This is a genomic window from Pseudomonas cimarronensis (assembly GCF_049331905.1).
Lineage (GTDB): Bacteria > Pseudomonadota > Gammaproteobacteria > Pseudomonadales > Pseudomonadaceae > Aquipseudomonas.
Genome location: NZ_CP186283.1, coordinates 174193 through 195042 on the forward strand (window position 1 = coordinate 174193; position 20850 = coordinate 195042).

The 20850-nt window shown below is 62.5% G+C and carries 15 protein-coding genes; 3 read left to right on the forward strand and 12 right to left on the reverse strand.

Features of this window, described 5'->3' with window-relative positions; all coding sequences use genetic code 11:
* Window positions 1-1251: a sarcosine oxidase subunit beta family protein gene (locus ACOCLD_RS00780; RefSeq protein ID WP_233685358.1), complete on the reverse strand. Its 1251-nt coding sequence runs from the start codon at window positions 1249-1251 to the stop codon at window positions 1-3.
* Between the two features lie 110 nt (window positions 1252-1361).
* The gene (gene glyA / locus ACOCLD_RS00785) at window positions 1362-2615 is read right to left on the reverse strand and encodes a serine hydroxymethyltransferase (RefSeq protein ID WP_422910488.1); all 1254 of its coding nucleotides are present in this window, start codon (window positions 2613-2615) and stop codon (window positions 1362-1364) included.
* Window positions 2616-2892: 277 nt separating this feature from the next.
* Here glyA and ACOCLD_RS00790 point away from each other — a divergent pair, with 277 nt between their 5' ends.
* Window positions 2893-3939: a low specificity L-threonine aldolase gene (locus ACOCLD_RS00790; RefSeq protein ID WP_422910489.1), complete on the forward strand. Its 1047-nt coding sequence runs from the start codon at window positions 2893-2895 to the stop codon at window positions 3937-3939.
* A 137-nt stretch (window positions 3940-4076) separates the two neighbouring features.
* Here the strand turns inward: ACOCLD_RS00790 and ACOCLD_RS00795 are convergent, their stop codons facing one another.
* The 8 genes from ACOCLD_RS00795 to gbcA all read right to left on the reverse strand — a co-directional run bounded on the left by ACOCLD_RS00795 (window position 4077) and on the right by gbcA (window position 14346).
* On the reverse strand, window positions 4077-4322 hold the full coding sequence (locus ACOCLD_RS00795; protein ID WP_160089610.1) for a hypothetical protein: 246 nt from the start codon (window positions 4320-4322) through the stop codon (window positions 4077-4079).
* Between the two features lie 25 nt (window positions 4323-4347).
* Window positions 4348-5121, reverse strand: a complete 774-nt coding sequence (locus ACOCLD_RS00800) for an electron transfer flavoprotein subunit beta (RefSeq protein ID WP_422910490.1) — start codon at window positions 5119-5121, stop codon at window positions 4348-4350.
* 158 nt (window positions 5122-5279) lie between these two features.
* A complete protein-coding gene (locus tag ACOCLD_RS00805; RefSeq protein WP_422910491.1) occupies window positions 5280-6503 on the reverse strand; it encodes an electron transfer flavoprotein subunit alpha/FixB family protein in 1224 nt (407 codons plus the stop codon).
* A 163-nt stretch (window positions 6504-6666) separates the two neighbouring features.
* Window positions 6667-8628, reverse strand: coding sequence for a dimethylglycine demethylation protein DgcB (gene dgcB / locus ACOCLD_RS00810; RefSeq protein ID WP_422910492.1), 1962 nt, complete (start codon window positions 8626-8628; stop codon window positions 6667-6669).
* A gap of 161 nt (window positions 8629-8789) precedes the next feature.
* The gene (dgcA, locus tag ACOCLD_RS00815; RefSeq protein WP_422910493.1) at window positions 8790-10850 is read right to left on the reverse strand and encodes a dimethylglycine demethylation protein DgcA; all 2061 of its coding nucleotides are present in this window, start codon (window positions 10848-10850) and stop codon (window positions 8790-8792) included.
* 149 nt (window positions 10851-10999) lie between these two features.
* Window positions 11000-11530, reverse strand: a complete 531-nt coding sequence (locus tag ACOCLD_RS00820) for a DUF5943 domain-containing protein (protein ID WP_311090287.1) — start codon at window positions 11528-11530, stop codon at window positions 11000-11002.
* Between the two features lie 191 nt (window positions 11531-11721).
* Window positions 11722-12699 (reverse strand): dipeptidase, encoded by a 978-nt coding sequence (locus ACOCLD_RS00825; protein WP_422910494.1) that lies wholly within the window; start codon window positions 12697-12699, stop codon window positions 11722-11724.
* Window positions 12700-13053: 354 nt separating this feature from the next.
* Entirely contained in the window at window positions 13054-14346 is a 1293-nt protein-coding gene (gene gbcA / locus ACOCLD_RS00830; RefSeq protein WP_422910495.1) for a glycine-betaine demethylase subunit GbcA, read from the reverse strand.
* Between the two features lie 350 nt (window positions 14347-14696).
* Here gbcA and gbcB point away from each other — a divergent pair, with 350 nt between their 5' ends.
* Entirely contained in the window at window positions 14697-15800 is a 1104-nt protein-coding gene (gbcB, locus tag ACOCLD_RS00835; RefSeq protein WP_422910496.1) for a glycine-betaine demethylase subunit GbcB, read from the forward strand.
* A 202-nt stretch (window positions 15801-16002) separates the two neighbouring features.
* On the opposite strand, the gene ACOCLD_RS00840 is transcribed toward gbcB, so the two are convergent.
* Together ACOCLD_RS00840 and ACOCLD_RS00845 are read right to left on the reverse strand one after the other, a co-directional pair.
* Window positions 16003-17106 (reverse strand): GlxA family transcriptional regulator, encoded by a 1104-nt coding sequence (locus ACOCLD_RS00840; protein ID WP_233685369.1) that lies wholly within the window; start codon window positions 17104-17106, stop codon window positions 16003-16005.
* A 449-nt stretch (window positions 17107-17555) separates the two neighbouring features.
* Window positions 17556-18935, reverse strand: a complete 1380-nt coding sequence (locus ACOCLD_RS00845; RefSeq protein WP_422910497.1) for an L-serine ammonia-lyase — start codon at window positions 18933-18935, stop codon at window positions 17556-17558.
* A gap of 321 nt (window positions 18936-19256) precedes the next feature.
* On the opposite strand from ACOCLD_RS00845, the gene choX reads away from it, so the two are divergent.
* Window positions 19257-20198 carry a choline ABC transporter substrate-binding protein gene (gene choX, locus ACOCLD_RS00850; RefSeq protein ID WP_422910498.1) on the forward strand — a complete coding sequence of 314 codons (942 nt, stop codon included), beginning with the start codon at window positions 19257-19259 and terminating at the stop codon, window positions 20196-20198.
* Window positions 20199-20850: the final 652 nt, after the last annotated feature.

Genomic DNA, 20850 nt, shown 5'->3' on the forward strand with positions numbered 1-20850 from the left:
TTAGTGAGCCACGGCAGCAGCGCCGTGCTCGTCGATCAATGCGCCGGTGTGGAAACGGTCCATGGCGAACGGTTTGGCCAGCGGGTGCATTTCGCCTTTGGCCAGGCTCGCGGCGAACACGTGGCCCGAGCCCGGCGTGGCCTTGAAGCCGCCGGTGCCCCAGCCGCAGTTGAAGAACAGGTTCGGCACCGGGGTCTTGGAAATGATCGGGCAGGCGTCCGGCGAGGTGTCGACGATGCCGCCCCACTGACGGTTCATGCGTACCCGCGAGAGCACCGGGAACATCTCGACGATGGCCTGCAGGGTGTGTTCGATGGTGCCGTAGGAGCCGCGCTGGCCGTAGCCGTTGTAGCCGTCGATACCGGCACCGATGACCAGGTCGCCTTTGTCGGACTGGCTGATATAGCCGTGCACGGCGTTGGACATGATCACGCTGTCGATAATCGGCTTGATCGGCTCCGACACCAGCGCCTGCAACGGGTGCGATTCCAGCGGCAGGCGGAAGCCCGCCAGGCCAGCCATATGCCCGGAGTTACCGGCGGTGACCACACCGACGCGCTTGCCGCCGATAAAGCCCTTATTGGTTTCCACGCCGATGCACACGCCGTTTTCCTTGCGAAAACCGATCACCTCAGTCTGCTGGATCAGGTCCACGCCCAAGGCATCGGCGGCGCGGGCGTAGCCCCAGGCCACGGCGTCGTGACGGGCGACGCCGCCACGGCGCTGCACGGTGGAGCCCATCACCGGGTAGCGGGTGTTCTTGCTGCAATCCAGGTAGGGAATCTCTGCGGCCACCTGCTTGGCATCCAGCAGTTCGCCATCCACACCGTTGAGGCGGTTGGCGCTGACGCGGCGCTCGGAGTCGCGCATGTCCTGCAGCGTATGGCACAGGTTGTAGACACCGCGCTGGCTGAACATGACGTTGTAGTTGAGGTCCTGGGACAGGCCTTCCCACAGCTTCATCGCGTGCTCATACAGGTGCGCCGACTCATCCCACAGGTAGTTGGAACGCACGATGGTGGTGTTGCGCGCGGTGTTGCCGCCGCCCAACCAGCCCTTCTCGATCACCGCGACGTTCTTCACGCCGAACTCTTTCGCCAGGTAATAGGCCGTGGCCAAACCGTGGCCGCCACCGCCGACGATGATCACGTCGTACACCGGCTTGGGCGTTGGGTTGCGCCACATGCGCTGCCAGTTTTCGTGGTGGCTGAACGCGTGCTTGAACAGGCCGAAGCCGGAATAACGTTGCATAAAGGTGCTCCTGAATTCTGTTCCCCTCTCCCCCTGGGAGAGGGGCTAGGGGAGAGGGTGGCTGCCCTCTCCCGCCCTTCGGGCACCCTCTCCCGAGGGAGAGGGATCAATCAGCGATAAACGGGATAGTCAGCACACAGGCCAGCGGCCAGAGTCGCCACCTGCGCCTCCACATCGGCATCGCCAAGGTGGTCGAGGATGTTGCAGATCCACCCGGCCAGCTCGATGCTCTGTGCTTCCTTGAAACCGCGGGTGGTAATCGCCGGGGTGCCGATACGCAGGCCCGAGGTGACGAACGGCGACTGCGGGTCGTTCGGCACGGCGTTCTTGTTGACCGTGATGCCGGCGCGGCCCAGGGCGGCATCGGCGTCTTTACCGGTCAGGCCCTGGCGGATCAGGCTGACCAGGAACAGGTGGTTGTCGGTGCCGCCGGAGACCACGTCGTAGCCGCGCTGGATAAACACCTTGGCCATGGCCTGGGCATTTTTGATCACCTGCGCTTGGTAGTCCTTGAAGCTCGGCTCCATGGCTTCCTTGAAGCACACTGCCTTGGCGGCGATCACATGCATCAACGGGCCACCCTGAGCGCCGGGGAACACGGCAGCGTTGAGCTTCTTCTCGATATCAGGATTGGCCTTGGCCAGGATCAAGCCGCCACGCGGGCCGCGCAGGGTTTTGTGGGTGGTGGTGGTGACCACATCGGCAAAGGGAATCGGGTTGGGGTACAGGCCGGCGGCGACCAGGCCGGCGACGTGGGCCATGTCGACAAACAGCAGCGCCCCGACTTTGTCGGCAATGGCGCGGAAACGCGGGAAATCCAGGGTTTTCGAATAAGCCGAGAAACCGGCGACGATCATCTTCGGTTTGTGCTCGACGGCCAGGCGCTCGACTTCGTCGTAATCGATCAGGCCGGTGGCGGTGTCGATGCCGTACTGCACGGCGTTGTACAGCTTGCCGGAGGACGACACCTTGGCGCCGTGGGTCAGGTGGCCACCGTGGGCCAGGCTCATGCCGAGGATGGTGTCGCCGGCATTGATCAACGCCAGGTACACCGCGCTGTTGGCCGACGAGCCGGAGTGCGGCTGGACGTTGGCGTAATCGGCACCGAATAGCGCCTTGGCACGGTCAATCGCCAGCTGCTCGACCACGTCGACATGCTCGCAGCCACCGTAGTAACGCTTGCCCGGATAGCCTTCGGCGTACTTGTTGGTCAGGCCGCTGCCCTGGGCCTGCATCACGCGCTTGCTGGTGTAGTTTTCCGAGGCGATCAGCTCGATATGATGCTCCTGACGCGCTTCTTCAGCGTCCATGGCGCGGAGCAATTCATCGTCGTAACCCTGAATCTGGTCGTGCTTGCTGAACATCGCGAATCTCCTACGGCAGCCGCTGCGGCGCATCTGGTCGATCGGGGAACGAACCCCAGTTGCTAGCGATGGTATGACTCGCCCTGCAGCGCCAGATGCCTAGGCACGCCACGGGGGATTGCGTTTGCGACATGCACGCGTCGCAAACGCACAGGTAGCGTTGCGGCTTCGCCTGCATGGCAGAGGATGTCGCCACCGTATCTGCACGCGGGCGTGACCGCAGATACAGTAGAAGCATCCCAAACGGCTTAGCGTTAGCGCCTACAAGGAAGCTCCCATGCCCGATCTCTCGCAACAATTCGCCAGCGACAACTACTCCGGTATCTGCCCGGAAGCCTGGGCAGCCATGGCCGAAGCCAATCAGGGCCATCAGCGCGCCTATGGCGACGACGAATGGACCGCACGCGCCGCCGACCATTTCCGCCGCCTGTTTGAAACCGACTGCGAAGTGTTCTTCGCCTTCAACGGTACGGCGGCCAACTCCCTGGCCCTGGCGTCGCTTTGCCAGAGCTACCACAGCGTGATCTGCTCGGAGACCGCCCACGTCGAAACCGACGAGTGCGGCGCGCCGGAGTTCTTCTCCAACGGCTCCAAGCTGCTGCTGGCCAAAACCGAGAACGGCAAACTCACCCCTGAAGCGATCCGCGACATCGCCCTCAAACGCCAGGACATCCACTACCCCAAACCACGGGTCGTGACCCTGACCCAAGCCACGGAAGTCGGCACCGTTTACAGCCCCGAGGAAGTCCGGGCGATCAGTGAGGTGTGCGGCGAGCTGGGCCTGCACCTGCATATGGACGGCGCGCGCTTCTCCAACGCCTGCGCCTCTCTCGGCTGCAGCCCGGCCGAGCTGACCTGGAAGGCTGGCGTGGATGTACTGTGTTTTGGCGGCACCAAGAACGGCATGGCAGTGGGTGAGGCGATCCTGTTCTTCAACAAGGATCTGGCGGAAGACTTCGACTACCGCTGCAAACAGGCCGGTCAGCTGGCCTCGAAGATGCGCTACCTGTCCGCGCCCTGGGTCGGCATTCTGCAGAACGACGCCTGGCTGAAATACGCCCAGCACGCCAACCGCTGCGCGCAACTGCTCGCCGAGTTGGTCAACGATATTCCGGGGGTCAGCCTGATGTTCCCGGTGCAGGCCAACGGCGTGTTTTTGCAGATGTCAGAACCGGCGCTGGAAATCCTGCGCGGCCAGGGCTGGCGCTTCTACACCTTTATCGGAGCCGGCGGCGCACGCTTTATGTGCTCCTGGGACACCGACGAAGCGCGGGTGCGCCAGCTGGCGGAGGATATTCGCCAGGCGATGACAGCAACGAACTAGAACCTGCTCAAGGGCTCTCGAGCTAGAGCCATGCAAGGCAAAAGCAGGTGAGGACGCGGAGTGTACTTTTGTACATGAGCATTCCGAACCTGCTTTTAACGCAGCAGGGCCGACGCGCAGCAGACCTTGAGCCGGTTCTAGCGCGGCACCAGCGCCGGCAGCAAGGTGCGCGAGATTGCCTCGCGCACATTCGGCAGCAGCGTGGCGCTGCCACCCAATAACTCCTCTACCAGTCGCCGCAGGGCCAGCGCGCGCTCCGGACTCAAGCCGCTGACGGCATGCTCGCACGCCTGCTCGGCGGTGACGCCGGGTGGAATCGACAGCCCCAGCGCCACCAGGCGTTCGCGTAGGTCCTCCTGATCGATCAGGTCGGCGTGCATCATGGTCAATTCCTCCTCTGGTGGCGTGCTAGCGCAGCACGCCTTCTTCCAACAGCAACTTGAAGATAGCCTCCGCGCCCGCTTGCGGCGAGACATCCTTGAGCACCTGCCCACCGCCGCCCGACGCTTTGGCGGTGGCGGCTTTCATGCGTTCGGCGCCGGTCTTGGCCTTGATCACCTTGAGGCGCTTGGGCCGGGGCTTGGCCGGTTGCAGCTGGGCGCTGGCAAACAGCGGATCGGCAACCAATTCCACCTCCTCGGCGGTCAACAGACCACGGCGTGCCGGACCGAAGGCGCTTTGCCGGGCGACGGGCGCAGCATTGTCGACGCTGGCGACAAACGGCAGACGCACCTGCAAACGCCGGCGCTGACCGCGCGGCAGGGCTTGCAGCACCTGAGCCACACCATTGCTGACCTGTTCCACCGCCGCCAGCCCGACCACCAGCGGCCAGCCGAGCTGTTCCGCCAGCAGGTAAGGCAGCATGCCAGAGCCTTCGCCGGTTTCCGCCTGACTGCCGGTCAACACCAGCTGCGCGCTGGAATCACTCAGGTAGTCGGCCAGCACCGGTAGCGCATCGCTGTGTGCCGGTTGTTCGAGAATTTTGATCTGCGCAAGGCCCATGCCCAGGTAAGCACGCAATGCTTCCTGCTGCGGATCGCCGGCATGCAGCACCTGCAAGCGCTCACCGGCCAGGCGCAAGCCCAGCTCGACCGCGCGGGCGTCCTGCTCGGCGCGGCGTGGCCGGCCAGACGTAGGATGCGCCCCGACTGAAACCAGCGCGACGATATTCAAGTCAGTCATGCATCCCCCGTAGCCCGGATGCAATCCGGGAAAGATGGTGGTAACCCCGGATTTCATCCGGGCTACGCCGCTGGACTGGATATACCTGTGGGAGGGGCTTTAGCCGCGAAGGCCGTTCGCGGCTAAAGCCTCTCCCACAGATTTTTGCGAACCCCGTTTTAGGCAGCATCGCGGGCGCCTCCCTGACGGTGGGCGGCGACCCGCTCGATCAACGCCTGCAGAATCGCAGCGGACTCACCGATCACCGACAGATCAGCGCGTTTGATCATGTCGCAGGTCGGGTCGAGGTTGATCGCCACCACCTTGTCGCAGGCACCGATGCCTTGCAGGTGCTGGATCGCCCCGGAAATCCCTACGGCCACATAGACCCGCGCCGTGACCCAGATGCCGGACGCGCCAACCTGACGTTCGCGGCCCATAAAGCCATCGTCCACCGCCACCCGCGACGCGCCTTCGGTCGCACCCAGTGCGGCGGCGGCCTGGTGGAACAGCGCCCAGTCCTTCACGCCGTTGCCGCCAGAGAGAATAAATTCGGCCTCGGCCATGGGTATCTGCGCCGGGTCGACTGCCACCGCGCCCAAATCCTGAATCCGTGGCAAGTGGCTGACCAGCGCTTCACTGAGCGCCAGCGGCCGCACTTCATGGCGGGTTTCGCTGACCGGTTCGGCGCATTCCACCGCCGCCAGAATCAGCCGTGGCGCTTGTTGCACCAAATCTTCCCGGCCGGCACCCGCACGCCCACTGGCCATGCCCTCGGCCACCTGCCAGACCCGCGTAGCCGGGCGCTCGCCGAGCTTGGCGGCCAGGCGGCGGCCCAGTTCACCACCACCGCTGCGGCTGTCAGGCAGCAGCCAATGGCGCGGCGACAGTTGCCTTTCCACTGCGCCGAGGGCCAGCACCCGCGCTTCAGGGGAATAGCCGTCGAAATCGTCACCGGCGAACTGCAGCAGGCGGTCGACGCCATTGCTGTCGAAGGCGCTTTCCTTGTGCTCACCAAAGATCACCGCGACCACCGCACCGTCGCTGCCGGCCAGCTTGTGCGCCAGGCCGAACAGGTCCTTGTCATGTGCACTCAGGCGGCCGCCGAGCATATCCGGCACCACGGCGATATAGAACGCCGGTTGCTCGACCACATGCAGCGGCAATTGCACCACGGCACTGGCCGTCGAACGCTTGGCCGCGCCGCCTTGCTGCGCGCCGGAACGGTCGATGCGTTTAATGCCGTTGGGGCCGACAAATCCGACCGCATGCGGATTCTTGCGCAGCACTCCAGCGGCGCTCAGCCAACTGGCCACCGCCGGCTGTGCAGCGGTATGCAGCGGGTGCAGGCGATTGCGGGCGATCCATTCGGCCCGTGGATCACGGCGGATAAGGTCGCTCATACACAGGACTCCGCGAGGCGTGGACGAAACGTAGGTTGGGTTGAGACGCGCAGCGGCGAAGCCCAACAAGCGTGCGCGAGAGAGCAGATAGAGCCGCGCGCTACGCGCGTTCTGTTGGGCTTCGCTGCGCTCAACGCCAACCTACAACCGGCGTGTGCCTTCATCAGTGCACCTCCGCCAGCTGAGGTTTTACCGGTGCAGGCTGCTTCGCCTCGACCACGCCCTCGATCAATACCTCAGCCACCAGCTCGGCAATATCCTTGACCTCAGGCCGCGGGCCGACCACGCCTTCGAGCATCGCCGTGCACTGCGGGCAACCTACTGCGACCAGTTCGGCGGCGGTTTCCTTGATATCGACCATGCGCATATCGGGGATACGCTGCTTGCCGGGGATATCGGTGATCGGCGCGCCGCCGCCACCGCCGCAGCAACGGGAGCGGAAGCCGGAGCGCTGCATCTCTTTCACTTCAATGCCGATGGCGTTCAGCACAGCGCGTGGGGCCTCATATTCACCGTTGTAGCGGCCCAGGTAGCACGGGTCGTGGTAGGTAACCGAGCCGCCCTTGTGGGTGCCGAGGTTGAGTTTCTGGCCGCTGATCAGCTCATCCATATAGGTGCTGTGGTGCAGCACCGAATAGCGGCCGCCCAGCTCGCCGTATTCGTTTTTCAGCACGTGGAAGCTATGCGGGTCGCAGGTGACGATGCGCTTGAACTGGTACTTGGCCAGGGTGGCGATATTGCGTTTTGCCAGCAACTGGAAGGTCGCTTCATCACCCAGACGCCGGGCCACGTCGCCACTGTCGCGCTCTTCCAGCCCGAGCACGGCGAAGTCGACCTTGGCGGCTTTCAGCACTTTGACAAATGCGCGCAGGGTGCGCTGGTTGCGCATATCGAAGGCGCCATCGCCAACCCAGAACAGCACATCGACGTTCTGTTTGTCGCTCATCAGCGGCAGGTTCAAATCGGCTGCCCAGTTCAGTCGACCGCCGGGGTTGAAGCCGCCGGGGTTATCGGTGGCGATCAGATTGTCCAGCACCTCGGCGCCCTTGTTCGGCGTCGCGCCTTTTTCCAAGGTCAGATGGCGGCGCATATCGACGATGGCATCGACGTGCTCGATCATCATCGGGCACTCCTCGACGCAGGCACGGCAAGTGGTACACGACCACAGCGTCTCGGCATCGACCAGGGCTTTGCCCTGCAGATTGACGATGGGCAAGTGCGGGCCGCCGCTGTGCTCGCCCACTGGTTTTCCTGGGTAAGGCGAACCGGCAAAGTTGGCATCACTGCCACCGGCCAGGCCGACCACCATGTCCTGAATCAGCTTCTTCGGGTTCAGCGGCTGGCCGGCGGCGAAGGCCGGGCAGGCCGCCTCGCACTTGCCGCACTGCACGCAGGCATCGAAACCGAGCAACTGGTTCCAGGTGAAATCCGTAGGCTTTTCCACGCCCAGCGGGGCTTTAGGATCGTCCAGATTTAGCGCTTTGAGGCCGGTCGAACGGCCGCCACCAAAGCGCTCACTGCGGCGGTGCCAGGCCAGGTGCAGGGCACCGGCGAAGGCGTGCTTCATCGGCCCGCCCCAGGTCATGCCGAAGAACAACTCGGACACGCCCCAGGCCACGCCGACGGTCAGCAGCAGCGCCAGCACCCAACCACCAAAGCCTTCCGGCAGGATGCCGGCAACAGGAAGCGTGGCGATAAAGAAGCTGCCGGCAAACATCAGCAGACTTTTCGGCAGGCGCATCCACGGGCCTTTCGACAAGCGCGATGGCGGGTCGAGGCGGCGTTTGGCGACAAACAACGCGCCGCCGAACATCAGCGCGGTAGCCGCCAGCAGGGCGAAACCGAGGATGCGGCTGTGCAGGCCAAAGCCGTGCACCAGAATCGCCAGCACAGCCGCCAGGACAAAGCCGCCCGCCGTGGCCACGTGGGTGTTAGCAATGTATTTATCGCGCGCCACCACATGGTGCAGATCAACCATATAACGGCGCGGCATGGCCAGCAGCCCGCCCAGCCAATCGACCTGAGCCGGACGGCCACGGCGCCACATCAGAAAGCGCTTCGCTGCGCCGATAACCGCAAGGGCCAGAGCGGCGAAGAGCAGCAGCGGCAAAAGGGTGTTCAACATGAAGGCTCCTATCGAACTCATCGAAACGCAAAAGACGCAGGCTGGCCATGGTTTATGTAGGAGCGAGCTTGCTCGCGATCAGGGTGTGACCGTCGACGACGATGTCGAATGCCAGTCAGCCATCGCGAGCAAGCTCGCTCCTACAGGGTTCAGCGTTTAGGTCAGAAGTCCTTGCACAACCGCAGCGCGTCGTAGATCGCCGCATGGGTGTTGCGCTGGGCCACGCAGTCGCCGATGCGGAACAGCAGGTAGCCGTCACCCTTCTCAGCTAAACAAGGCTGTGGCTTGATCGCAAAAAGCGCTTCCACATCAATCTGGCCCTTGTTGCGTGAGCCGTCCTTGAGCGCGTAGTACAGGCGCTCATCCGGACGCACGCCGTTCTCCACCACCACTTGGTCGACCACCCGCTCTTCTTTCGCGCCGGTGTATTCGTTCTCCAGTACTGCCACCAGCTTGTCGCCTTCGCGGTAGACCTTCTCCAGCATCAGGTCGCCGGTCATGATCACTTCTTTCGGGTACAGGCTGCGGTAATAGGTCGGGAAGCTGGTGCCGCCAATGGCCACGCCCGGTTTGATGTCGTCGGTGACGATCTCCACTTTCGCGCCCTTCTCGGCGATAAAGTCGGCCACCGACATGCCGGTGAACTCGCAGATGGTGTCGTACACCAACACGTTATTGCCCGGCGCGACCTTGCCGTCGAGGATGTCCCAACTACTCACCACCAGGCCTTCGGCCGCACCCCAGTGTTCGTTCTGCTCGATAAACGGATGACCACCGTTGGCCAGCACCACGATGTCCGGGCGCAGGTCCAGGATGCTCGCCTCGTCCGCACCGGTGCCCAGACGCAGATCGATGTTCAGGCGCGCCAGCTCCAGCTGGAACCAGCGGGTGATGCCGGCCATCTGGTCACGCTGCGGCGCTTTGGCGGCCAGGCTGATCTGCCCACCCAATGCATCTTTCTTTTCAAAAAGCGTTACGTCATGGCCACGCTCGGCGGCCACACGTGCGGCTTCCATCCCGGCCGGGCCACCGCCAACGATCACCACCTTGCGCTTCGGCCCGCTGGTTTTCTCGATGATATGTGGCAGGCCCATGTATTCACGGCTGGTCGCGGCGTTCTGGATGCACAGCACATCCAGACCTTGGTACTGGCGGTCGATGCAGTAGTTGGCACCGACGCACTGCTTGATCTGGTCGACCTGGCCCATCTTGATCTTGGCGATCAGGTGCGGGTCGGCAATATGCGCGCGGGTCATGCCGACCATATCGACATAGCCGCCTTCGAGAATCCGCGTGGCCTGGTTGGGGTCCTTGATGTTCTGCGCGTGCAGCACCGGCACCTTAACCACTTCCTTGATCCCGGCCGCCAGGTGCAGGAACGGCTCCGGCGGGTAGCTCATGTTGGGGATGACGTTGGCCAGGGTGTTGTGGGTGTCGCAGCCCGAGCCGACGACGCCGATAAAGTCGATCATGCCGGTGGCGTCGTAGTAGGCCGCGATCTGCTTCATGTCCTCGTGCGACAGACCGTCCGGGTGGAACTCGTCGCCGCAGATGCGCATGCCGACGCAGAAGTCGTCACCGACTTCCTTGCGCACGGCCTTGATCACTTCCAGGCCGAACTTCATGCGGCCCTCGAAGGTGCCGCCCCATTCGTCGGTGCGCTTGTTCACGCGTGGCGACCAGAACTGGTCGATCATGTGCTGGTGCACGGCGGACAGCTCAACGCCGTCCAGGCCGCCTTCTTTGGCGCGGCGTGCAGCCTGTGCGTAGTTGCCGATCACCCGCCAGATTTCCTCGACCTCGATGGTCTTGCAGGTGGCGCGGTGCACCGGCTCGCGGATGCCGGACGGCGACATCAGGGTCGGCCAGTGGAAACCGTCCCAACGTGAGCGACGGCCCATATGGGTAATCTGGATCATGATCTTGGCGCCGTGCTTGTGCATGGCGTCGGCGAGATTCTGGAAGTGCGGAATGATCCGGTCGGTGGACAGGTTGACCGAACTCCACCACTGCTGCGGGCTGTCGATGGCCACCACCGAGGAGCCGCCACAGATCGCCAGGCCGATGCCGCCCTTGGCCTTCTCTTCGTAGTACTGCACATAGCGCTCGGTGGTCATGCCGCCGTCGGTGGCATATACCTCGGCGTGCGCGGTGCTGAGCACACGGTTGCGGATGGTCAGCTTGCCGATCTGGATCGGCTGGAACATTGCTTCGAAAGCCATGGGGCATCCTCTGAAAACTACTGCGCTCGGTTATGCGGCGTTGGAGGCTGAAGCGAAAATGCTCATTTACAGCAGTAAACTCCGCTTTTCGCTTCAGCCTCCGCCTTGCCTACCCTTCGCTCGCTACGTTTTCTCTCACGGTTGAATTTTTAGCGTGGCTTGACCACAAACAGGCCATCGTCGTGACCCTCTTCGGAGCCGCCATAGACCTGCTCGGCCACGGTGCGGATAGCGCTGCCCTGGGCCTGGAGAATCTGGTCCATGGCACCGGCAAACCAGCCGGTGAACATGTAGTCGACCTTGCGCCCGCATTTGCCGTAGACGTAGACAAAGGCCGAGTGTTTGAGGCGAACCGAGCAGGTGCCGGCAGCCAGGTCGATGGCTTCGATCTCGAACAGGCCCCAGCCGCGTTGCGACAGGCGCTTCATGTAGTGCTCGAACACCGCCACGCCTGACAGCCCGTGGCACTCGGCCTCTTTCTCGCACCAGTGCCAGGCGGACTTGTAGCCGGCCTTGTAGAGAATCTCGGCATAGGCCTCAGCGCCCAGTACCTCTTCAATACCGATGTGGTTGTTGACGAAGAAATGCCGCGGCACATAGAGCATCGGCAGCGCGTCAGTGGTCCAGACGCCGGTTTCGTCATCGACCTGGATAGGCATTTCGGGTGCGTGGGTGGCCATGTGTTCAGTGCTCCAGAATTCGTTGTCTTGCATATTTGAAAGGTGCCGATGAATGCCTGTGGAGCCGTAGCGAGCACGCCGAGAGCAAGGAGACCCGCAGCGACAAGCGAGAGCAGTACGCATGTACGGCGAGCTTGTCGCGAGGACGCGACGCAGCTATCGGTGGGCGCAGTAGGCTCCGGAGGTATTCATCACTCGCCCCAGACGTCTTTCAAAACCCGTACCCAGTTCTCGCCCATGATCTTGCGCACCACGCGCTCGGAATGGCCGCGCCCCAGCAAGGTCTCGGTGAGGTTGGGGAATTCGCCGACAGTGCGGATGCCCAGCGGGTTGATGATCTTGCCGAAGCTGGTCAGACGGCGGGCGTAGCCCTTGTCGTGGGTCAGGTACTCGAAGAAATCCTGGCCGTGGCCCTGGGTGAAGTCGGTGCCAATGCCGATGGCGTCTTCGCCGACGATGTTCATCACGTATTCGATGGCTTCGGCGTAGTCGTCGATGGTCGAGTCGATGCCCTTGGCCAGGAACGGCGCAAACATGGTCACGCCGACAAAGCCGCCGTGATCGGCGATAAATTTCAGTTCGGCATCGGACTTGTTGCGCGGGTGCTCTTTCAGGCCGGAAGGCAGGCAGTGGGAATAGGTGACCGGTTTTTTCGATTCGAGGATGACTTCCTCGGAAGTCTTCGAGCCCACATGGGAGAGGTCGCACATGATGCCGACGCGGTTCATCTCGGCGACGATCTCGCGGCCGAAACCGGACAGCCCGCCGTCGCGCTCGTAGCAGCCGGTGCCAACCAGGTTCTGGGTGTTGTAGCACATCTGCACAATGCCCACGCCGAGCTGCTTGAACACCTCGACATAGCCGATCTGATCTTCAAACGCATGGGCGTTCTGGAAGCCGAAGAGGATGCCGGTCTTGCCCTGCGCCTTGGCGGTGCGGATGTCAGCGGTGGTGCGCACCGGCATCACCAGGTCGCTGTTCTCGCGGATCAGCTTCTGGCTGGCGGCGATATTGTTCACCGTGGCCTGGAAGCCTTCCCACACCGACACGGTGCAGTTGGCAGCGGTCAGGCCGCCTTTGCGCATGTCCTCGAACAGTTCGCGGTTCCACTTGGCGATGATCAGCCCGTCAATAACGATGCTGTCGGCGTGTAATTCGGCTGGGCTCATCAGGCAGTCCCCCTTATCGGTGTCGCCAAACCCGTTGTTGGCGCTTTGGACTGAGCATATCCCCGGGGGCTCGGGCGACCCGGTGCAAAAACGACTGGGGTATTGCCGAAAGCGTCAAAGCCGGGTCGCAGGCGGATATGTCTCGGATAAAGCCCCTCCCACAGGTCACTAGCCTTAGCCATGGAGGGAGGCAGGGAAATAAAAAAAGCCCCTGCCCGGGGTGTCCGGCAGAGGCCAAGGTGACCCTTGAGGTGGGTCTCAGTGTGATGCAGAGGTCGCAGGCCTGCGCCGCGCCGCCAGCAGACCGTAAGCAGTCAGGCCAAGCAACAGCCACAGACCAAACGTCACGTCGGCTTACTCAGCGCCGACCTGACGCAGGTATGGCGCCGGCGCCGCGCCAAGGTTGTGCAGCACGCGCTCGCTGTACCAGTCGATAAAGTTGACCACGCCAAACTCGTAGGTTTTCGAGTACGGACCGGGCTGGTAAGCGGTGGAGTTGATACCGCGCTGGTTTTCTTCAGCCAGGCGACGGTCCTGATCGTTGGTGGCGTCCCACACCTGACGCAGGCGGGCGACGTCGTAATCGACGCCTTCCACGGCATCCTTGTGCACCAGCCACTTGGTGGTGACCATGGTTTCCTGGGCGCTGATCGGCCAGACGGTGAAGACGATCATGTGATCGCCCATGCAGTGGTTCCACGAATGCGGCAGGTGCAGGATGCGCATCGAACCCAGATCCGGGTCGGTGATGCGGCCCATGAGTTTCTTGCAGCCCTGCTTGCCGTCCATGGTCATGGATACGGTGCCCTTGAGCAGCGGCATGCGCACAATACGGTTGCGCAGGCCGAAGCTGGCGTGGGCGTAGGGAATATTGTCCTTGTCCCAACGACCCGTGCATTCCGCCACCTGATCCTTGAACGCCTGGGTGGCGCGCGGGTCGGTGACGTCATCCCACTCCAGCAGGGTATTGAGCAATTCCGGGTGCGAACCGTTGCAGTGGTAGCACTCGCGGTTGTTCTCCAGCACCAGCTTCCAGTTGGCTTTTTCCATCAAGGTGGTCTGCACCGCCACCTTGGTGTTTTCCATGTCGTACGGCTCCATGTAGTGAGCCAGGGTGCTGAGGAAGTCGTCGATGGCCGGCGGGTTTTCCGCCAGGGAGATAAAGATGTAGCCGCCCGCCACCTTGCAGTTGACCGGCTTGAGGCTGTAGTCCTTGAGATCGAAATCCGCGCCCATTTCGGTGCCGGCGAACAGCAGGCGACCATCCAGCTCGTAGGTCCACTGGTGATAAGGGCAGACCAGCTTGGCCACCTTGCCCTTTTCGCTGGTGCACAGGCGCGAGCCGCGGTGACGGCAGACGTTATGGAACGCATGCACCACACCGTCGGCGCCACGAATCACCATGATCGGGTTGTCGCCGAGCTGCAGGGTGAGGAAGTTGCCCTTGGCCGGGATCTCGCAAGTCATGCCGGCGATCAGCCATTCCTTGTGGAAGATCTCCTGCATGTCGATCTTGAACAGGCGCTCATCGTTATAGAACGGCTGCGGCAGCGAGAAGGTGCGCTCGCGGGTCTGCAGCATCTCGGCAGTAGCCTTGCGTGCAGGCTCCAGCGGGTCGCCCAGGCTCAGGGTAGAAGTGACGTCCATCGGTAACTCCTCAATGGCGACTCGCTCGGCGAGTTGCCGCAATAAAGTGGCTAGTCGGTATCACGCAAGGTGGCGTCATTGCCCCGTTCTGCGCCTGCCGATGGCGCCTGAATGAACGTGGAATTCGCTCGTGACCTTTTGCTTCGGCTGGCTGCGAGTGTGGCGCTGGGCGAGGGCGAAACCTTGTCTATGGGCGACATACCCACGTCCGTTTCCGACGCGGCAAACCAAGGCCTGTGCGGCAGGTCGCGATAAGCATGTAAATGTCGCTGGCAGATAAATGAGCGGCAACACCAGTACGCACAATCGCCCCATACAAGGCCGATGTCCGGCCATGCGGAGAGACGTCCATGACGACGAACGACTTCCTCAACCCGGTGACCACGCAGACCTGGAGCAACGGTCGGCATATGGTGCGCTGCGTCAAAGTCATCCAGGAAACCTGGGACGTGCGCACGTTCTGTTTTATGGCCGACCAGCCCGTGCTGTTCTTCTTCAAACCGGGGCAGTTCGTCACCCTGGAGCTGGAAATCGACGGCCAGCCGGTGATGCGCTCCTACACCATTTCCAGCTCGCCGTCGGTGCCCTACAGCTTCTCCATCACCATCAAGCGGGTGCCGGGCGGCAAAGTCTCCAACTGGTTGCACGACAACCTGCAGGAAGGCCAGGAACTGCCGGTGCACGGCCCGGTCGGGCTGTTCAATGCCATCGATTTTCCGGCGGACAAGGTGCTGTTCCTCAGCGGCGGTGTCGGCATCACGCCGGTGATGTCGATGGCGCGCTGGTTCTACGACACCAACGCCAATGTCGACATGGTATTTGTGCACAGCGCGCGTTCGCCGAAGGACATCATCTACCACCGCGAGCTGGAACACATGGCCGCGCGGATCAGCAACTTCAGCCTGCACGTAATCTGCGAAAAGCACGGCCTGGGCGAGGCCTGGGCCGGTTATCGCGGCTACCTCAACCAGAAGATGCTGGAACTGATCGCCCCGGATTACCTGGACCGGGAAATCTTCTGCTGCGGCCCGACGCCCTATATGAGCGCGGTCAAGCGCCTGCTTGAAGCCAACCAGTTCGATATGCAGCACTACCACGAAGAAGCCTTCGGCCCGACGCCGCCGCAAGTGCGCGCAGAGGTCAAGGAGCTGGCCGCCGAAGCCGCCGAAGCCCCAGCTGTACCCGCCGCCGAGCAGCATCAGGTGGCATTCACCAGCACCGGCAAAAGCATCCGCGTCGACCCGGGCGAAACCGTCCACGCCGCCGCGGCCAAGCTTGGCCTGCATATCCCCAAGGCCTGCGGCATGGGCATCTGCGGCACCTGCAAGGTGATGAAAACCTCAGGCGAAGTGAGCATGGAACACAACGGCGGGATCACCGACGAAGACGTCGCCGAGGGCTATATCCTCTCGTGCTGCAGCGTGCCCAAGGGTGATGTGTCCATCGATTACTAAGCCCCCAAACCGCACACGACATACGGCTAAACGCCGCACTCGCCCTCAAGGCTGGTGCGGCGTTTTAGTTTGGTGCTACCAATCCCGTGGGAGGGGCTTTCGGCTCTGGCATCCTGCTTCGCCCTACCTCCTGCATCCATGCAGTCGTAGCCGCGACGGCTGTAAGCAAAAGCTCGCCGCTAAAGCGCCTCCCACCGATCACTTACAACCTGACACTGGCAAAGGTCGACTCCCCCTGCGCCCGGGTCAGCGCGGCCATGGCCGAGGATGGCGATGGACGCATCAGGTCTTCCGGCATTGGCAGCAGCGCCACCACATTACTCCCCTGCTGGCCGGCGCGCTCGTCACGCGGCGGGATGCCGAAGTATTCGCGGTAGCACTTGGAGAAGTGCGGCGTGGAGACGAAACCGCACACCGACGCCACTTCGATGATCGACATGCTGGTCTGCTTGAGCAGCTGCCGCGCGCGAATCAATCGCAGTTTGAGGTAGTAGCGCGACGGTGAGCAGTGCAGGTATTTCTGGAACAGGCGCTCCAGCTGACGGCGCGATACATCGACATACAGCGCCAGCTGATCGAGGTCGATTGGCTCTTCCAGGTTCGCCTCCATCAACGCGACAATTTCCTGCAGCTTCGGCTGGTTGGTGCCGAGCATGTGCTTGAGCGGCACGCGCTGGTGATCCTGCTCGTTGCGAATGCGCTCGTAGATAAACATCTCGGAAATCGCCGCTGCCAGTTCGCGGCCATGCTCGCGGCCAATCACGTGCAGCATCATGTCCATCGGCGCGGTGCCGCCGGAGCTGGTGTGGCGGTTACGGTCAATCGAGAACAGGCGAGTGCTGACGCCGGCACGGGGGAAGGCTTCCTGCATCGAGGCCAAACATTCCCAGTGCACGCTGCAATCGAAACCATCGAGCAGCCCGGCCTTGGCCAGCGCCCAGCTGCCGGTGCACACCGCGCCCAGTTGCGCACCATGGCGCGCCTGGCTTTGCAGCCACTGCACATGCTCGCGGGTCACGCTGTGCTGAATGTCCACGCCGCCGCAGACGATCACCGCATCCAGGCGCGGCGCGTTGCTCAAGCCGGCGTCCGGGGTGATCTGCAAACCATCGCTGGCGCTGACCGGCAGGCCGCTCTGGCTGAGGGTGTGCCAACGGTAAAGCTCCTTGCCGGACAGCTGGTTGGCCATGCGCAGCGGCTCGACGGCAGACGCCAGGGAAATCAGGGTGAAGTTGTCGAGCAGGAGAAAGCCGATGGATTGCGGAGCACGGCTCTGGGGTTGTGCCCCTTGAGTGAACTGTGACATCAGGTGAACCCTCACGCGAAGCAAAGCACGGTAGTGAGCCCCTCGATACGGTGGCTCTTCTTATGGTTCTGGGACTGCACGGCACCAGACTGACAGGCCGACTAACGCAAAGGCCGTGCCTAAATTGATTGGTCGTTCAATTAAAAATATCGGCTATTTCCCAGGGCTAGTGCCACTAGGCGTTGGCAGGAGCGACAGAAGCATTCTGATTACGACCGCAAGCGCCCGGCTGACGGGCGTTTGAGCATTTCGGTAGCACTGCCAGAGCCGTGCCCTGTCACCCCGCTACGCAGGGTAAAAGCAGCGCGGTAACGGACCAACGGTCAGGCGCTCAAAGGTGGCATTGCGCCACCCTGATCAAGCCGGACAAGAGGCCGCGCACCATAAGCGGGCGCGACGCAGACCATGCACCGGATTGGTCGCTCAGCCTATGGGGTAAGCGCGCTGACTCAACATTCGACCGCGCTGACGGCCAGCCCGCCACGCGAGGTTTCCTTGTACTTGTCATGCATATCGGCACCGGTATCACGCATGGTGCGGATCACCCGGTCCAGCGAAATAAAGTGCTCGCCGTCGCCACGCAGGGCCATCTGCGCGGCGTTGATCGCCTTTACTGCGGCAATCGCGTTGCGCTCGATGCACGGCACCTGCACCAGGCCACCGACCGGGTCGCAGGTCAGGCCGAGGTTATGCTCCAGACCGATCTCGGCGGCGTTTTCCACCTGCTCAGGCGTCGCCCCGAGAATCTCCGCCAGCCCCGCCGCCGCCATGGCGCACGCCGATCCGACCTCACCCTGGCAGCCAACCTCGGCGCCGGAGATGGATGCATTCTTCTTGCACAGAATGCCGATGGCGGCGGCGGCCAGCAGGTAATCCACCACATTGGCTTCACTGACCGCCGGGCTGAAGCGCACGTAGTAATGCAGCACCGCCGGGATGATCCCCGCCGCGCCATTGGTCGGCGCGGTGACCATGCGCCCGCCGGCGGCGTTTTCCTCATTAACCGCCAGGGCAAACAGGTTGACCCACTCCATGCCGCTGAGGGTGGAGCCGATCACGTTGGGTTTGCTCATTTCCTGCAAGCTGCGGTGCAGCTTGGCGGCGCGGCGTTTCACATTCAGCCCGCCCGGCAGAATGCCTTCGTGGCGCAGACCGTGCTCGACACATTCACGCATCGCCTGCCACAGGCGCATCAGCCCGCTGCGGATCTCCGCCTCACTGCGCCAGGCCTTCTCGTTGGCCATCATCAGTTCGGAGACGCGCAGGCCATTGCGCTGGCACAGCTGCAACAACTGCTCGGCGCTGTCGAAGTCATAGGGCAGCACGGTGTGGTCCTGATCCAGCTGACCGCTGGCGGCCTGCTCGGCGTCCACAACAAAACCGCCGCCCACCGAGTAATAGGTGTTTTCGTGCAGCAGGTTGCCATCGGCGGCAAAGGCACTGAGGGTCATGGCGTTGGGGTGATAGGGCAGGTTCTCGTCGAGCAGCTGCATGTCGCGCGCCCAGTCGAAGGCGATGCTGACACGCCCGCCCAGCAACAACTGGCCGCTGGCCAACAGCTCAGCAATGCGTGATTCGATGCTCGCGGGGTCGACCTGATCCGGCCACTCGCCCATCAACCCCATGATCACCGCGCGGTCGCTGCCGTGGCCAACACCGGTAGCCGACAGCGAACCGTACAGGCGCACCTGCAAACGTGCCGTGCGTTCCAGCAAGTACCGCTCGGCCAGTGCGCCGCTAAACAGCGCCGCCGCGCGCATCGGCCCGACGGTATGCGAACTGGACGGCCCGATGCCGATCTTGAACAGGTCAAACACGCTGATAGCCACACCACTCTCCTGCACGATTGCTACATGCAGGCATGATCAGGATTTCCCCACGCCACCGTCGCCCCACACCGACCCGCCCATGCCTAAATCCGTCAGCGACGGACCCGCACGGCGGATCGTCGATGCGCATCTATCGGCATGCGCGTGCCCACAGCCAATCACGACAGCAGCGTTCTACTTGCGACTTCACGCATAGGCAGCGAAGGAAATCTATCGGCATGATCGCCGCGCCCATGGACCGGCCAGATGCATTCGCCTGCCACCCGTGGCCCGACTGCGCGCTGGTACGCGCGCCCTGTCACTGCAACCGGGAGAGGCTTGATGACACGCAACAAACGCTGGCTGCTGGCCGCCACCTTCTGCACCACCCCACTGCTGACCCAGGCCGCAGAGCCAGCGCAGTGCGGACTGATTCGCTTCGCCGATGTCGGCTGGACCGACATCACCGTCACCACCGCTGTCACCCGCCAGGTATTCAGCGAGCTGGGCTACCGCACCCAGGTTAAGCGCCTGTCCGTGCCCGACACCTACAAAGCCATGCAGGACGGCAAGATTGATGTATTCCTCGGCAACTGGATGCCGAGCATGGAAAACGACATCAAGCCCTACGCCGCCAACGGCTCGGTAAAAACCCTCGGAGCCAACCTCATCGGCGCCAAATACACCCTGGCGGTGAACCAGGCCGCGCATGATGGCGGCGTAAAGAACTTCGCCGATCTTGCGCGCTTTAGTAAAGAACTTGGCGGCAAACTCTATGGAATTGAGCCAGGCAATGACGGTAACAAGCTGATCCAGCAGATGATCGACAAGAACGCTTTTGGCCTACAGGACTTCAGCCTGGTGGAATCCAGCGAGAACGGCATGCTGGCCCAGGTCAAACGCGCTGAGCACCTCAAGCAATGGGTGGTGTTTCTCGGCTGGGCGCCGCACCCGATGAACAACCAGCTGCAGATGCATTACCTGGACGGCGGCGATGAGTTCTTCGGCCCCAACTACGGCGGCGCCACGGTGTACACCAACGTGCGCGCCGGCCTGGCCGAGGAGTGCCCGAATGTCACCCAATTGCTGAAAAATCTGCGCTTCAGCCTTGAGATGGAAAGCTACCTGATGGGCGCCATTCTCAACAAAAACACCAACCCACGGCGCGAAGCCAAAGCCTGGTTGAAGGCCAATCCGCAGACGCGGGCGAGCTGGCTGGAAGGCGTCACACGATTGAACGGTCAATCAATAAAAACCGCCGAAAACCTTGCCGGTGGAAATTAATTTGTCATTTTTTTCGAACAGCGCGCAGCCCCCAGCTCATCGCGCCTGTGGCCATTTGAAACGCTGCAAACCACGGCCGCTGTGGCTTGCAGCCTTGGCCAAGGGGCAAAAAAGTCTGTTATGGTTTTTAAAGAGTCTGTCGCCGCGCAACACGTCAGAGTCGCAAACCGACAATTGCGACAGGCCGAAGACTATATCGTTGAGTCAGCCGATTTCGTCGCTGTCGCCTTAGCAGGGTCGACAGACCGGGCGCCCACAGCCCCGGACCGAAGAATATATAAGCGCTGGCTTGTCCCGAATGGGCGCCAGCCCAACAAGAAATTTCGGATGTACGCGCACCTCGGGTCGAGGTGTGTAAAACCCAAGGATGGGGCTTCGTAACACTGCCAGAGGGTTTGGAACGCGGTTTGCAGCACGGCACAGCAAGGTTGACTCGACAGTACACCCCCGTAGCGTCCATTGCCCGCAAGGCAACTGGAGCGTTGCAGCGGTTGTGCCTGAGTACCTCGGCGGTGCTGTTCGGCAAGACACGTCCCCGACCCCGGAACCCAGTAAACCCACACAGGCAAGAACAGTCGGCATCACCGTACGTACGCCAGCTGGCGTAGGCCCGGTTCCGCAGCACTGATCTGGATGTCTACTGAAGGGGAAT